The 14,988-nt window shown below is 41.8% G+C and carries 14 protein-coding genes; 2 read left to right on the forward strand and 12 right to left on the reverse strand.

Going from position 1 to position 14,988, the window contains the following annotated elements:
• Positions 1–538: 538 nt before the first annotated feature.
• The 7 genes from DZ860_RS07480 to dusA form a co-directional block, all read right to left on the reverse strand.
• Entirely contained in the window at positions 539–1,315 is a 777-nt protein-coding gene (locus DZ860_RS07480; RefSeq protein ID WP_120030318.1) for a phosphoadenylyl-sulfate reductase, read from the reverse strand.
• Positions 1,308–3,035 carry an assimilatory sulfite reductase (NADPH) hemoprotein subunit gene (gene cysI, locus DZ860_RS07485; protein ID WP_120030319.1) on the reverse strand — a complete coding sequence of 576 codons (1,728 nt, stop codon included), beginning with the start codon at positions 3,033–3,035 and terminating at the stop codon, positions 1,308–1,310. The genes DZ860_RS07480 and cysI overlap by 8 nt, the downstream gene beginning before the upstream one ends.
• On the reverse strand, positions 3,035–4,924 hold the full coding sequence (locus DZ860_RS07490; RefSeq protein WP_120030320.1) for an assimilatory sulfite reductase (NADPH) flavoprotein subunit: 1,890 nt from the start codon (positions 4,922–4,924) through the stop codon (positions 3,035–3,037). The genes cysI and DZ860_RS07490 overlap by 1 nt, the downstream gene beginning before the upstream one ends.
• Before the next feature lie 96 nt (positions 4,925–5,020).
• Entirely contained in the window at positions 5,021–5,260 is a 240-nt protein-coding gene (locus DZ860_RS07495) for a hypothetical protein (RefSeq protein WP_120030524.1), read from the reverse strand.
• Positions 5,261–5,411: 151 nt separating this feature from the next.
• A complete protein-coding gene (locus DZ860_RS07500; RefSeq protein ID WP_120030321.1) occupies positions 5,412–6,083 on the reverse strand; it encodes a TIGR04219 family outer membrane beta-barrel protein in 672 nt (223 codons plus the stop codon).
• An 87-nt stretch (positions 6,084–6,170) separates the two neighbouring features.
• On the reverse strand, positions 6,171–6,380 hold the full coding sequence (pspG, locus tag DZ860_RS07505; RefSeq protein ID WP_120030322.1) for an envelope stress response protein PspG: 210 nt from the start codon (positions 6,378–6,380) through the stop codon (positions 6,171–6,173).
• A gap of 160 nt (positions 6,381–6,540) precedes the next feature.
• A complete protein-coding gene (gene dusA / locus DZ860_RS07510) occupies positions 6,541–7,521 on the reverse strand; it encodes a tRNA dihydrouridine(20/20a) synthase DusA (RefSeq protein ID WP_120030323.1) in 981 nt (326 codons plus the stop codon).
• Between the two features lie 415 nt (positions 7,522–7,936).
• Here dusA and zur point away from each other — a divergent pair, with 415 nt between their 5' ends.
• Together zur and DZ860_RS07520 are read left to right on the forward strand one after the other, a co-directional pair.
• The gene (gene zur / locus DZ860_RS07515; RefSeq protein WP_120030525.1) at positions 7,937–8,401 is read left to right on the forward strand and encodes a zinc uptake transcriptional repressor Zur; all 465 of its coding nucleotides are present in this window, start codon (positions 7,937–7,939) and stop codon (positions 8,399–8,401) included.
• A 16-nt stretch (positions 8,402–8,417) separates the two neighbouring features.
• Entirely contained in the window at positions 8,418–8,879 is a 462-nt protein-coding gene (locus DZ860_RS07520; RefSeq protein WP_120030324.1) for a chemotaxis protein CheX, read from the forward strand.
• A gap of 200 nt (positions 8,880–9,079) precedes the next feature.
• Here the strand turns inward: DZ860_RS07520 and cysC are convergent, their stop codons facing one another.
• From cysC to cobA, 5 genes are all read right to left on the reverse strand, one after another.
• Positions 9,080–9,700 (reverse strand): adenylyl-sulfate kinase, encoded by a 621-nt coding sequence (gene cysC / locus DZ860_RS07525; protein WP_120030325.1) that lies wholly within the window; start codon positions 9,698–9,700, stop codon positions 9,080–9,082.
• 12 nt (positions 9,701–9,712) lie between these two features.
• Entirely contained in the window at positions 9,713–11,437 is a 1,725-nt protein-coding gene (locus tag DZ860_RS07530; RefSeq protein ID WP_120030326.1) for an SLC13 family permease, read from the reverse strand.
• A 91-nt stretch (positions 11,438–11,528) separates the two neighbouring features.
• On the reverse strand, positions 11,529–12,956 hold the full coding sequence (gene cysN, locus DZ860_RS07535; RefSeq protein WP_120030327.1) for a sulfate adenylyltransferase subunit CysN: 1,428 nt from the start codon (positions 12,954–12,956) through the stop codon (positions 11,529–11,531).
• A 20-nt stretch (positions 12,957–12,976) separates the two neighbouring features.
• The gene (cysD, locus tag DZ860_RS07540) at positions 12,977–13,918 is read right to left on the reverse strand and encodes a sulfate adenylyltransferase subunit CysD (RefSeq protein ID WP_120030328.1); all 942 of its coding nucleotides are present in this window, start codon (positions 13,916–13,918) and stop codon (positions 12,977–12,979) included.
• Positions 13,919–13,987: 69 nt separating this feature from the next.
• The gene (gene cobA / locus DZ860_RS07545) at positions 13,988–14,872 is read right to left on the reverse strand and encodes a uroporphyrinogen-III C-methyltransferase (protein WP_120030329.1); all 885 of its coding nucleotides are present in this window, start codon (positions 14,870–14,872) and stop codon (positions 13,988–13,990) included.
• Between the last annotated feature and the right edge of the window lie 116 nt (positions 14,873–14,988).

Consider the following 14,988-nt stretch of genomic DNA (forward strand, 5'->3'; position numbering starts at 1 on the left):
ATAAAGAAAGTGTTATCAAATTTGGTCACTCAGTTCATTGAACCCAATTTGTTTCCGAAGAAACAGTCTTTGCCTAAGCAAAAACTTATTGGATTATCATCAACGAGTGCCCACACAGATTGATAGGTTTATATTGTTAAAGAGCTTTCTTCTTTGTGATTCACATCACTTCGGAAGAGGCGGCCATTCTAGCTAGATAATTCGTCGTGTCAAACGATTTTTGTTTTTATTTTACTTTTAAAAAGTAAAACCAAATTATCTTTTGCTTTTCTTTATGACCTTGCCAATTCAGCTCAAACCCTTATGGGGCCTTGCCTCGTTGACAGGGGTGCATTATAGAGAACACCATCACATTGGCAAGTGTTAATTTGCAAATATTGCAAAAATACCACTTATGCGTGCTTTTTATCACCAAAGCCTTATTTATTCAACTTTACCCCAAGGCGGCTAACACGCTATCCACAAAGTTATCCACATTGGCATATCCAAACCATAAAAAAAAGCTGCTAGACGCAGCTTTTTTACTTTAACCCTGGGACTAAATACCCGATCCATTCTCCTCAGCATCATCTTCATGGAGACCGCACTCTCTCTTCAAACCAAAGAATCGCGTTTCTTCTTCTTTCATCCCGAGTTCCCACTTTTTAGTCGTGTGAGTATCTCCGATTGAAAGATAGCCCTCTTCTTTTAAAGGATGGTAAGTTAATCCATGCAAGTCTAAGTAACTATGTACATCACTATTACTCCAGTCAATTACAGGTAAGAACTTAAACACACCATTTTGTATAGAAAGAATGGGTAAATTCGAACGCGATTGAGATTGCTCCCTACGTAGACCTGAAAACCAAGTTTCAACCTGCAATTCATCCAGTGCGCGACGCATCGGTTCGACTTTGTTCAATTTATTATACTTCTCTATACCCTCAACTCCCTGCTCCCACAATTTTCCATAGATAGCCTCTTGCCACACTGGACTTTGCTGAGCACGATATACTTTTAGATTAAGATTCAACTTCTTTGTTAGTTGCTCTATAAATAGATACGTTTCTGGAAACAAATAGCCCGTATCCGTCAAGATAACTGGGATGTCCGCTTTAGCCTGTGTCACTAAGTGCAGCATTAATGCTGCTTGAATACCAAAACTTGATGAGACCGCATGTACTCCCCCGAGATTGTCTATCGCCCATTTAACTCTTTGTTGAGCATTCATCTGCTCTAACTGGTGGTTAATAGAAGAGAGTTGTAGGATCTGTTCTGTTTTGGTCACAGACAGTAGCTGCTTTAAATCAATTTGCTGTGCCGTCAAATCAAGCATAGAAGTCCCTCTTCGATACGAACACTTCTTCTATAATTCCAACTCGTATTGTGAAATCACCAAAGCCCTCATTTGAATTACGTTCTTTTGCCCATCGTTCCACCAGTTGATCGATCTCTTGTAAAACCTGTATATCGGTGATGTTCTCTTTATACATTTTTGGAATGCGAGTACCTGCACGATTACCTCCTAAATGTAGGTTGTACCGACCAGGCGCTTTCCCAACTAATCCAATTTCAGCTAACATCGCCCGGCCACAACCATTAGGACAACCAGTTACACGCAAAATTATGTTCTCTTCCTGAGGTAAACCATGTTTAGCCAGAATACTCTCTACATCGGTAACAAATTGTGGGAGAAATCTTTCGGCCTCAGCCATCGCGAGAGGACAAGTCGGAAATGCTACACATGCCATTGAATTTTTACGCTGTTCACTAACCGCATCGTCCATTAGACCATGCTCGCGCGCAATTTTTTCTATTTTGGCTTTTTGATTCTTAGCTACACCTGCCACAATCACATTCTGGTTTGCCGTCATACGGAAATCGCCTTTATGAACCTTTGCAATCTCAGCCATACCTGTTTTTAGCGGTTTTCCAGGAAAATCAAGAATACGTCCATTCTCTATAAATAGAGCAAGGTGGTACTTACCATCAATCCCCTCAACCCATCCAATACGATCACCGCGTTCAGTGAATTCATATGGGCGACTCTTCGCAAAGTCGATACCCGCTCGTTTTTCTACTTCAGCTTTAAACACATCAGTACCAACACGGTCTAATGTATATTTAGTTTTAGCGTTTTTTCGGTTTGAACGATTTCCCCAATCACGCTGAGTCGTCACGACTGCCGCTGCGACATCAAGAGTTTTGTCTAATGGGATGAAACCAAGGTCATCAGCACGTCGAGGATAAGTCGATGTATCACCATGAGTCATCGCGAGGCCACCACCCACTAATACATTAAAGCCCACCAACTTTCCGTCTTGAGCAATAGCAATAAAATTCAAATCATTGGCATGCACATCCACATCATTTTGTGGTGGGATCACTACTGTTGTTTTGAACTTACGCGGCAAATAGTGTTTGCCTAGAATAGGTTCATCATCATCGGTGGTTTCAACTTTCTCTCCATCTAACCAAATTTCTGCGTAAGCTTTTGTCTTGGGTAATAGATGTTCACTAATTTTTTTTGCCCACTCATAAGCTTCTTGATGTAATTCCGATTCAACTGGGTTTGTTGTACATAATACATTTCGGTTTACATCCCCCGCAGTTGCAATGGAATCAATACCAATACTATTAAGAGTTTGGTGCATCAATTTGATATTCGGTTTTAGAACACCATGAAACTGAAACGTTTGACGAGTCGTCAACCGAATGCTGCCATAAAGCGAATGGTCTGCCGCAAACTTATCAATCGCCAGCCATTGTTTTGGCGAAATCACACCACCGGGCATACGAGCTCGCAACATAACATTATGTAGCGGTTCCAACTTCTGCTTTACTCGTTCAGTACGAATATCACGATCATCTTGTTGGTACATCCCGTGAAATCGAATCAACTGAAAGTTATCAGCGGTAAATCCACCGGTAATACGGTCCTGGAGATCTTCTTCTATGGTTCCACGTAAAAAGTTACTGTTATCTTTAAGCCTTTCGTTATCTGATAATGGCCCCAACTCTTCACCTAATACAACTTGGTTGTTTTTCCCGCTCATTAGTACACATCCCTTTGATAACGTTTTTCTTTACGTAAACCACTGACAAACTCTTCCGCATCATCTCGTGACATTTTTCCTTGCTGCTCAACAACTTCAATCAACGCTTCGTGAACATCTTTTGCCATTCTATTTGCGTCTCCACAAATGTATAGATGAGCGCCTTGTTCAATCCACTCCCAAACTGTTGCCGCCTGCTCTAAAATTCGGTGCTGTACATACACTTTCTCATGTTGATCTCGACTAAAAGCGACATCCAACTGGGTAAGTACTCCCGACTTAAGATATTTTTGCCATTCGACTTGGTAGAGAAAGTCTTGAGTGAACGTTCTATCCCCAAAGAAAATCCAGTTTTTCCCTTTTGCATCCCGATTATCACGCTCTTGAACAAAGCTACGAAATGGTGCGATGCCAGTACCTGGGCCAATCATGATTACAGGGGTATTATCATCTTGAGGTAGCTTGAAGTTGTTATTGTTCTCGATAAAGACTTTAACTTCCTCCCCCTCTTCTAAGCGGCGAGAAAGGTAGCTTGATGCACCACCAAAACGAGAGTCCTCACCTTGTTGGTATTCAACAAGAGCGACAGTCAGATGAACTTCTTCATCCACTTCTGATTGTGCTGAAGCAATCGAGTAAAGACGAGGCGTCAATCGGCGTAATAAACCAAGCAACTCTTCAGCACTAAGCTTGGTTTTCTTCTCAGCTAAAACATCGATAACTTGCGTATTACTGGCGTATTGACGTAGCTTGTCTTTGTCTTCCACCAGCTTCAATAATTTCTTACTTCCCGATAATTCGGCGAATTTAGTCACTAACTGAAGATTTGCTGAGGTGATTTCATATTTCGATACTAATGCGCTGTGGATAGAGAGACTTTCCCCGTCAACATCGATACTTTCAACGCCTGAAAGACCAACCTTCGACAAAATAGCATTTGCTAAATCACCACTATTCTCATACCACACCCCTAATGCATCACCGGGTTGATAAGAAATACCTGAGTCTTCTAAATCAATCTCAATATGGCGAACATCTTTTCCAGAATCACGACCGGTGATCTTCTGGTTCGTTAATAATGTCGCGGTATAGGGTTTCTGCCTACTATAAGGAGAGTGGCCAACTGCCGCCGCTCCTACTGGGAGCTGAACGATCTCTGCTTCTGAACCAGAAGAAAGCGCATCTTTTACTGTATCGAGCGCTTTTACTCTCCACTTTTGAGCATCTGCTTCATAGTCAACATCACAATCTATTCTGTCGATAAATGGTGTGGCTCCCAACTTCGATAAATACTCTGCAAAGTCTTTACCTGTCTGGCAGAAAAATTCATAGCTTGAATCGCCTAAACCAATCACACCAAATTGCAGGTTAGGTAATTTAGGGGCTTTTTTTGATTGGAGAAACTCATGCAATTCGATGGCATTATCAGGAGCTTCCCCCTCCCCATTAGTTGAGGCAACAATAATGACATGTGTTTCTTTAGCTAAGTTTTTACCTTTGTAGTCACCGGCATCGAAAAGCTCAACCGCAATACCTTGTGCTTTCGCTTCTTGCTCTAGAGCTTCTGCGACACCTTTAGCGTTACCCGTTTGCGAAGCATAGATAATGGAAAGCTTACCCGCAGGTTTTGCGGCAATAGCAACAGCCGTTTGATTCATCGGAGTCGATGATGCTGTAGGTTGGTTTTGTGCTAATCCCCAGAAATAACCACTTACCCAAGCTAATTGCTGAGAGGAAAGATCCGTTACCGTTTGTTGTAATTGGTTAAGTTGCTGATCATTCAGCGGGCTTGCTATCGATGGTAGCTCTGGTGTGTTTCCTTGAGAGGCCACATTCTTATTCACCGACCCTTTCTCATTTAAAGACATTGTCTCGACATCCCTGTTCATTGCGTGATTATAGATTAACCACTCTTTTTAATAACAAGAAAGAATAGAAGTGAATGTTTTATAACTTTTTGAATTAAAGGAATGCCGATCTTATCGTTAAAGAACTTGCTTAGCTTCCACCCTAACTTGCTGAAACCCGACAGCCATTGCGGAGCGTGAAGCAAGATCTAAATCCATATAGTGGCATTCTTCTCCATGTGCATCCGTTAATAATACAAGGCCACCTCTTGCATGACGGAATTCCACGATCCAACTCCCTTCCTGTACAGAAGGTTCGATTATTGCTTCCACCAGTTGGTTTTCACGGTACAAATTTCTTAGTTCATTAATCGTCATGAAAGTCCTTTCTCTAAAAGAAAAGGTAAAAGGTTCCTCTTTAAGCATGGTGGAAAGCACATAAACTGCTTAATTAATCGCTTGAATATAAAAAATAGATATAAAAAAACGCCGCTATATAGAGCGACGTTCTAAAAAACCATATTCACAATCAGAAATTGTACTCAGCGCCAATAAACCAGCCATCAACAAAAACTAATGGAGATGTTGAATCTTCAGTTTGAGGACCAAGATCTGTAAACTCTAAATCAATGACTCGATAACCACCACGTAAAGCGACGTGACTATTATCCAATTTAATTAGGTACTGCACTCCAGCAATAACATCGGCACTTTTGATACCTTTTGAACTACCAAAATCAAATTGGCCGAAAATATCAAAGTTAGTATTAGGTACATACAACTCACCGTATGCGTACCAATTAAATGTTGTTTCATCGAAACTATAACGAGCTGATGCCGCATCTTTAGTTCGATAATGGCTATTACTGTAGTTGGTTAACGTAATACCCGCATCAAATGTCATGAGTTCACGTTCAAGTACCTTGTAATAAAAGGTAAAGTCGTACTTATCAAATCCGCTGAAATCAGCATCAACGGATGTATATCGGATACTCGCATTCGGAAGATAAGGTAGATCATGCTCTAGAGCAGCATAAACGACGGGTGTGTTTGGTTTATCACGGCGAACTTCATCAATTTTAGTGCTGCCAAACCACATATCGGTACCAACTTCACCGCCAAATGAAGACTGTGCTGTTGCCGAACTTGTCCACAAAGACATAACAGCCATTGACAAAATTGCTGGTGCTGATTTGCTCATCTACTTTAAGCTCCTGAACTCAATAACGTAATCACTTACTAATAGTATCACATTCAAGCGCAGTATCTGTTGTCAATTGCACGGTAGTTATCGATGACCATGCACGTAATTTTTAAAAAACCAAATTCCTATCGCAATTACAATTAACCATGGAATTAGCTTTATTACCGCACCAACCATGCCTAGTAATAACATAATGGCAAAAGCAAACCCTGTAGCTAAAAACACACTCAGCATGGTTATGCCCGTCACTAGCAATGTTGCAACAAAAACCAAGATAAAAATCAGTTCAAACATCATTATTCTCCTTTATTTACCTTTCAACGTTGCAGGAAGTAGGCCAACTCGATAAAAAACATAAGACAATGAATTTATTAGATAAAAAAATAGGCCTACCTGTATGTAGACCTATTCATTGAAAATGTTAGCTAAATTAACCACCTAGTGGTGGTTAATTTTACACATTCAATTCTTTCGGGATTTTAGCTAATGCCGCTTCAACTACTTCAATACCAGAACCCGGTTTATGGGCATTTTCACTAATATGGCGACGCCATTGACGTGCGCCTGGCATATTTTGGAATAGACCTAGCATATGACGAGTCATATGACCTAGGTAAGCACCATTAGAAAGTTGACGTTCAATGTATGGATACATCTCTTCAACGATTTGAGTTCGCTTTTTCACTGGTTTATCTAGACCATAAATCAGCTGGTCTACTTCAGCCAAAATATATGGATTTTGATAGGCCTCACGTCCTACCATCACTCCATCGAGGTGCTTTAGATGTTCAATCGTTTCTTCTAACGTTTTAACACCACCATTGACCGAGATATTCAGATGAGGGAAATCTTTTTTAAGTTGGTATGCGCGCGGGTAATCTAGTGGTGGAATTTCGCGATTTTCTTTCGGACTTAAACCTGATAGCCATGCTTTACGAGCATGGATAGTAAAATCTTCACAGCCCGCTTGTTCAGAGATAATGCTGACAAAATCAGTTAAAAACTCGTACGAATCAAAATCATCGATACCAATTCGAGTTTTTACCGTGACAGGAACATCAACCACAGATTTCATTGCTGAAACACACTCAGCCACCAGCTGAGGCTCAGCCATCAAGCATGCACCAAAACGACCATTTTGAACGCGATCTGATGGGCAACCAACGTTCAAGTTAATTTGATCATATCCACGCTCTTGAGCTAGCTTGGCGCATGTTGCTAAATCTTGAGGGTTTGATCCCCCTAACTGAAGGGCAACTGGATGCTCTTCTTCGTTGTATGCTAAAAAGTCACCTTTTCCGTGAATAATTGCACCCGTGGTGATCATTTCTGTGTACAGCAATGTTTCACTCGTCATTAAACGATGAAAGTAACGACAGTGGCGATCTGTCCAATCGAGCATTGGGGCAATAGAAAAACGAGATGATGGGTACATACAATACAGCCTTAATCAATCAATACCGAAATAGTAAAGTTCTCAATTCGACAACTTTTCTCTATTTGATCCGATTTGGTACCAATGCTCTAAAGAAGCATCGAAATGATAAAAACACACGAACATAACGTTCTTGTGCGAAATTGGGTCGAAGATTATACAGCCCAAATATCTTTGCTTCAAACGAGAAAAAGCCGTTGGTATATAGACCCAATATCAGCGTCCTCTCTTTTGCGATGCCTAGGATAATGAGCCTGTATCGTTTTGGTGACAGATAAGGTAAGTTATAAGCCTTATAAGTAGGGGGATATCCGTCTCTAAAGGCTAAATATTTAGGCACCTTGAAAGGCGTATCACAAATTAGTGAATGCTAAACGATATTCATACTTAAGTGATATATGATAAACCACGTCCAATCGTTATGGTGATAAATTTGGACCAACAGCTAGTTAAGCAGATTGAAGAGATATGTGCAGCCCGAGGCGTTCGTTTAACGCCTCAGCGGAAAAGAGTGTTTGAATTAATATGTGCGAGTCTAAAAGCATCTAGTGCTTATGAACTTTTAGAACAGTTAAAAGCCACAGAACCTCAAGCGAAGCCACCTACGGTATATCGTGCATTGGACTTTTTATTGGAGCAAGGATTCATCCATAGAGTTGAATCGACGAATAGCTTCATCCAATGTTGCTCATGTAATGCACATAAGCACTACTCCCATCTACTGATTTGCGATAAGTGCAGTAATGTTATTGAACTTCAAGATGATAGTTTGGTAGCACTATTGGCTGACAATGCTGAAAAGCATGGTTTTAACATTACCAACCATGTCATTGAATCACATGGTGTTTGTCAGTCATGCACATCTGAGATAACAAAATAAGATATAGAAGAAGATTATGCGCGCTGAATTTGTAAACCCGTTTTTAGCATCATTAATGAATGTATTAAAAACGATGGCTTCGTTGGAATTGAAGCCACTGAAACCTCGTGTAAAAAAAGATGAAATCGCTCGCGGTGACGTTTCAGGTTTAATTGGGATGGTTGGCCCGCAAAGTCGCGGTTCTATGTCGATCACGTTTGATGAAAGCTTAGCTTTAGAGATTATGGAAAACATGTTGGGTGAACGCCCAAATGGTCTTAATGAAGAAGTCACTGACATGGTTGGTGAAATAACCAACATGGTAACAGGTGGAGCAAAACGAATTCTAGCCGATAGTGGGTTCGACTTTGATTTGGCTACACCGGTTGTCGTCTCAGGCAAAGGCCATACTATTCGTCACAAATGCGACGGCTCAATCATCATCATGCCATTCACTTCGCAATGGGGTAATGCATTTATCGAAATCTGTTTCGAATAAATATTTCACCTCGCTTCACATGGTTTAAAAGCTTCCACAATGGAAGCTTTTTTCGTTTTTTCTGACTTATACGAGCTAGCTGTACCGGTTAAATAGCTTTTGGATCATAGATAACCCTACGCTCAGTTAGCGTCTTTTTGATAGCTTTTAGATCATGGGTAACCAAAAGCAATTGAAGCTGAACTTCTTCTACTGCCTTATCACGTATTAATGATGCCTTTTTGCTGTAGAACTCGAATACACTGCTCTACCAGCGCTTCAATCGGTAACTCTCCAGCGGGTAAATCCACTTCAGGCGCGAGTGGCGCTTCGTAATCAGAATCAATCCCTGTGAAATTAGAGATTTGCCCTGCACGCGCTTTTTTGTACAACCCTTTAGGGTCTCGCTGCTCGCACACATCTAGAGATGCATTAACATACACTTCGAGAAACTCTCCCTCAGGCAATAAATCTCGCACTAACTGACGCTCTGCACGATGAGGTGAAATAAATGCGGACAATACAATAAGCCCCGCATCAGCCATCAATTTGGCCAGTTCACCAATACGACGAATATTCTCTCGACGGTCTTGATCTGAAAAACCTAAATCATTACATAAACCATGGCGTACATTATCGCCATCAAGTAGGTAAGTATGATATCCAAGCTCTGCCAATTGATTTTCGAGGGCGCCGGCAATCGTCGATTTTCCGGCTCCCGACAAACCAGTAAACCAAAGTACGGCTGGTCTTTGTTGTTTTATCTTGGCACGGAATACTTTATCAACGGTATGTTGGTGCCAAACGATATTTTCATCTTTAATGTTGGCTTCTGTTGTCATCAGTTAAATCCTTTAATAAGGGAAAAACAGGGGAATCAGCGTCAGTACTAGGACTGAATAAACAATGGATATAGGGATCCCCACTCGTACATAGTCGGTTAACTTGTAGTTCCCTACGCTATAAACCAGCAAGTTAGTTTGATAGCCGTAAGGCGAAATAAAACTGGCACTCGCGCCAAATAACACGGCCATAATGAACGGCATTGGATCAACGCCATAGCCTAGCGCCATGCTATAACCAATAGGGAAAGCCAGTGCTGCAGCGGCATTATTTGTTACTAACTCAGTCAAAATTAATGTCAATAAGTAAGTCGCCACCAGTGCACCAAATACTCCCCAGCCATTAAATGTTTCAATAAACAACTGCCCAAGCTTGATCGATAAGCCAGATGAAAGCATTAACTGGGCAATAGACAATGCCGAACCAACAATGACGACAATATCAATGGGAAAACGGCGACGTAACTCGCTTAATTGCACAATGCCAAGAAATAAAGTAGCTAACAAAAATATGGCTAAGCCCTTAATAAGTGGAACCCACTCCAATAAGGCTAGGGCAATCACTGAACTAAACCCAACTAACACCATGGCTGACTTTTGAAAATCTAACCGAGCACTCGAATCAAGATCATTAACCAATACGAACTCTTTACGGTGAGCTCTCCGTTCGGAATCAAAACGCTTTCCCGGTACCAACACCAGAGTGTCACCGGCATTAAGGGTAATATTACCCAATCCTCCCTCTAAGCGTTCATGGCCACGACGAATAGCGACTACGACAGCATCAAAACGGTCTCGGAAATGGCTGGTTTTAAGCGTTCTATTACAAAAACTCGCCGATGAACTAACGACAACTTCAATAAAACCCTGCCCGTTAAGGTGATGTTGGCCAAATAGTGTTAAGCCTTGAATTTCTTGTAAAGTGGCTACACTTTCAATGTCACCACAAAACAAGAGTCGGTCATTAGCATGCAGAATGAATTCGGGGTCGACCGACGGCATAGTTTTCCCACTCCGAATAACTTCTGCTAAGAATAACTTCCGTAAAGCTCGTAAATTATTCTCAGTGATACTGCGTCCAACTAAAGGCGATCCCGCCTCGACTCTGGCTTCAAGAAAATACGGTAAATCATCCTGAGATTGATCGTCGTAATTCGGTAAAAGATAACTAAGAGGGATCAGTATCAATAAACCGCCGAATAATACTGATAGACCGATCATTGTCGGAGTAAAGAATCCCAAACTCGGTAAACCTGCATCTTCAACAAAGCTATTAATGATCAAGTTGGTTGAAGTGCCGATCAAGGTCAGCGTCCCCCCTAATATCGCCGCATAAGAAAGCGGTATCAATAATTTGGAGGGAGCGTGTTGCTGATTACGCTTGATTGCTCCTATGAGGGAAACAACCACTGCAGTATTGTTGGTAAACGAAGAAAGCAGAGCGGTAGATATGCCCATTTTCGCAACCACCGAACCAAGACGACCAGTTGATAAACTGCGGCTGACCCAACTAATCAATAAGGTTTTCTCTAACGCGCTCGACGCCAGAATTAACAACACTAAAGTCAGCAATGATGAGTTAGTGAAATTCGTTGCCACTTCTTTAAGTTCTATTATTCCAACCATAAATGCGACAAACGCCGCGCCGGCAAAAATAAAACTCGGCTTAATACGGGTGGCTACAAGGCATATGACAATGCCAAGTAAGATAGCCAGCACAAATCCTTGTTGCCACATACCGCGTCCTTACTTCATCCCAACTCTCGAACAGCCTATTGTGCTGTACTCAGCTTTAATTCGATTTTCTCTATCGAAACACCCCGTAGGACTACTTCAAAAATTGAGAAAGATCTTTCGCTTCCCAATGCGGGAAGTGCTTACGAATCAAAGCATTTAGCTCTACTTCAAAAGCAGAAATATCACCGATTTTATGCTCTATCTTATTGAGGCTTTCACGTACTAAACCAGCACCAACAGTCACATTAGTTAAGCGGTCAATCACCACAAAACCTCCGGTATCTTGCGTGTCTGTATACTTATCTAGTGCTACTGATTCCGTTAAACTCCACTCACATAAACCGATGCCATTCAATGGCAATTCTGCCGCACTGTGTGACGACAAGTTGTTGATATCATATTGGTGACGGATAGCTTCAACACGTCCCACGGTTTTCTTTCCCGCGATCTTAATGTCATATTCTCGCCCAGGCTGCAGCGGTTGCTCTGTCATCCACACGACATCGGCAAGCAAGTGGTTACTGGACGTCACATCCGCATCACTAAGCACCAATAAATCACCACGGCTGATATCGATTTCATCTTCTAGCGTTAAAGTAACCGCTTGCCCTGAATACGCCGTAGGCAAATCACCATCAAACGTTACAATTCGGGCTACTTTTGAACTTTTACCTGACGGTAAGGATTGCACACTATCACCCACGCTAACACTACCCGAGGCAATCGTGCCGGCAAAGCCACGGAAATCGAGGTTTGGTCGGTTAACGTATTGGATTGGAAAACGGAAATCTCCAGTACCTTTATCTTGATCGATATCGACGTTTTCTAAAATTTCCAGTAATGATGGGCCTTCAAACCAACTCATATGTGCACTTGGCTCAACCACGTTATCTCCCTCAAGAGCTGACAGTGGGATGATCTGAATATCGGTTTCACCACGTAGATTTTTAGAAAACTCAAGATACTCATCTCGAATTGTCTCAAATCGATCTTGTGAATAATCCACTAAATCCATTTTGTTGATCGCGACCACAAAGTGTTTAATCCCCAGCAGATTCGCAATGAACGAATGACGACGAGTTTGATCTAATACGCCCTTGCGTGCGTCAATCAAGATCACAGCGAGATCACAGGTTGATGCACCTGTCGCCATATTGCGCGTATATTGCTCGTGTCCCGGTGTATCGGAGATGATGAACTTACGCTTTTGAGTTGAGAAATAGCGGTAAGCGACATCAATCGTAATCCCTTGTTCACGCTCTGCTTGTAGGCCATCAACTAGCAACGCAAGATCTGGACGTTCACCCGTAGTACCAACGCGCTGGCTATCAGAATGAACCGCAGCCAATTGATCTTCATAAATTTGCTTTGAATCATGGAGCAAGCGGCCAATCAAAGTACTCTTACCGTCATCAACTGAGCCACATGTTAGAAATCTAAGTAATGATTTATATTGGTGTTGTGTTAGGTAGCCTTCAATACCCAGTTCCGCTAGTTGCGCTTCTACTACACTGTTCATGTTCTTTCCTTAGATCCTAATTAGAAATAGCCCTGACGCTTCTTAAGCTCCATCGATCCTGATTGATCGTGGTCGATCGCTCGTCCTTGTCGTTCACTTGAGGTTGCCACTAACATCTCTTCAATAATCCCGGTTAAGGTATTCGCTTCAGACTCAATTGCCCCTGTCAGTGGGTAGCAACCTAATGTTCGAAAACGAACACTTTTTTCTTCGATCACTTCACCTGGTAGTAGCTTCATACGGTCATCATCAACCATGATCAACATGCCATCACGTTCAACCACTGGACGAACTTCTGCTAAATACAGAGGGACAATTTCAATATTTTCAAGATAGATGTATTGCCAGATATCCAATTCAGTCCAGTTCGATAATGGGAATACACGAATGCTCTCGCCTTTATTGATCTGACCGTTATATGTTTTCCATAATTCTGGGCGTTGGTTTTTCGGGTCCCACGTGTGGTTTTTATCACGGAACGAATAGACCCGCTCTTTAGCGCGAGATTTCTCTTCGTCACGGCGAGCCCCACCAAAAGCTGCATCAAAACCGTATTTATTCAGAGCTTGTTTAAGCCCTTGAGTTTTCATGATATCCGTATGCTTTGATGAACCATGTTCAAATGGGCTACACCCCATAGCGATACCTTCTGGGTTCTTATGTACCAAAAGCTCAAAGCCATACTTTTCCGCTGTTTTATCGCGAAAGTCGATCATCTGTTTAAATTTCCAATCAGTGTCAACGTGTAGCAATGGGAATGGTATCTTCCCGGGATAAAATGCTTTCCTTGCAAGATGCAACATTACCGATGAATCTTTACCTATCGAGTACATCATTACCGGATTATCAAACTCAGCAGCGACTTCACGAATAATGTGAATGCTTTCAGCTTCAAGCTGCTTAAGATGGGTTAAACGTTCTTGGTCCATGTTGGTGCTTCCTTTCCTGCTCCTTTCGAGCATTTGACTGAACTTAAATTATTTTTCTCTCTGTATGGTGTTTCTAGGCATATTGTTTCTAGGCATATTTTTCTAGGCATAGTGCCGCTGTGATTTCAAAACTTGTCCTTGGGAGGAAGATGATTGATTAAACCACTGTAATTTTTCTGAAAGAGAGACAACTTCACCCACAACAATGAGTGATGGTGATTGTGCATTTTTCGCTAGTGCAGCCAGTTGAGAAAGCTGTCCTTTGAATACTTGTTGAGATGTTTGAGTGCCACGCTCTATGATGGCAATCGGGGTGTTGGCTTGGCGACCATGTTTGATGAGTTGTTGCTGGATATATTCTGATTTCATCAAACCCATATAAATAACTAAGGTCTGATTACCACGAGCTAACGTCGACCAATCCATCGTATCGCTTTCTGCTTTTAGATGTCCGGTAATAAACATGGCTGACTGAGCACAGTCTCGATGGGTCAATGGGATACCGGCATAGGCGGTTGCACCTGCGGCTGCGGTGATTCCGGGGATAACTTGAAATGGCACACCGTGATCTGCCAATACTTCTAATTCTTCACCACCACGACCAAAAACAAATGGATCGCCACCTTTAATACGAACAACTCGGTGTCCTTGTTTAGCAAAGTCGACTAATAGTTGATTGGTTTTTTCTTGAGGAACACTATGGTGACCCGCACGCTTTCCAACGCAAACTAAAATCGTATCACTTGGAATCAAGTCCAAAATATCTTCAGAGACTAGATAGTCATACAGGACAACATCTGCTTGCTGAATAAAGCGCAATGCTTTAATCGTGAGCAATTCAGCATCACCCGGTCCTGCCCCGACAAGTGCAACCTCGCCATACCCCAATTGACTTGCTCCGCCAAAGTGAGAGGAGATTTGACCGTTATCTTGCTTTACTCGCTGATGCTTCAATGGAAACTGAGACACCTTTTCCTTACTTGCCATAATACGTTCCTTCGATTTAACTCAATGCATTATGGCTGCGTATATATATTACCTGAAATTCTAAAATTTCATTTTTTATATCAAATACTGATAAGGGATTTATTAGTCACACTGTT

Origin of the sequence: Vibrio sinensis, from assembly GCF_003605645.1 — a bacterium.
GTDB classification, from domain to species: domain Bacteria; phylum Pseudomonadota; class Gammaproteobacteria; order Enterobacterales; family Vibrionaceae; genus Vibrio; species Vibrio sinensis.

Coding starts and splice junctions, on each gene's coding strand:
- dusA (WP_120030323.1), bottom strand. CDS start 7,521: ATGTACCCATCATCTCGTTTTTCTATTGCCCCAATGCTCGATTGGACA.
- cysD (WP_120030328.1), bottom strand. CDS start 13,918: ATGCTCGAAAGGAGCAGGAAAGGAAGCACCAACATGGACCAAGAACGT.
- DZ860_RS07490 (WP_120030320.1), bottom strand. CDS start 4,924: ATGAACAGGGATGTCGAGACAATGTCTTTAAATGAGAAAGGGTCGGTG.
- DZ860_RS07500 (WP_120030321.1), bottom strand. CDS start 6,083: ATGAGCAAATCAGCACCAGCAATTTTGTCAATGGCTGTTATGTCTTTG.
- cysI (WP_120030319.1), bottom strand. CDS start 3,035: ATGAGCGGGAAAAACAACCAAGTTGTATTAGGTGAAGAGTTGGGGCCA.
- DZ860_RS07480 (WP_120030318.1), bottom strand. CDS start 1,315: ATGCTTGATTTGACGGCACAGCAAATTGATTTAAAGCAGCTACTGTCT.
- cobA (WP_120030329.1), bottom strand. CDS start 14,872: ATGGCAAGTAAGGAAAAGGTGTCTCAGTTTCCATTGAAGCATCAGCGA.
- DZ860_RS07530 (WP_120030326.1), bottom strand. CDS start 11,437: ATGTGGCAACAAGGATTTGTGCTGGCTATCTTACTTGGCATTGTCATA.
- pspG (WP_120030322.1), bottom strand. CDS start 6,380: ATGTTTGAACTGATTTTTATCTTGGTTTTTGTTGCAACATTGCTAGTG.
- DZ860_RS07520 (WP_120030324.1), top strand. CDS start 8,418: ATGCGCGCTGAATTTGTAAACCCGTTTTTAGCATCATTAATGAATGTA.
- DZ860_RS07495 (WP_120030524.1), bottom strand. CDS start 5,260: ATGACGATTAATGAACTAAGAAATTTGTACCGTGAAAACCAACTGGTG.
- cysC (WP_120030325.1), bottom strand. CDS start 9,700: ATGACAACAGAAGCCAACATTAAAGATGAAAATATCGTTTGGCACCAA.
- cysN (WP_120030327.1), bottom strand. CDS start 12,956: ATGAACAGTGTAGTAGAAGCGCAACTAGCGGAACTGGGTATTGAAGGC.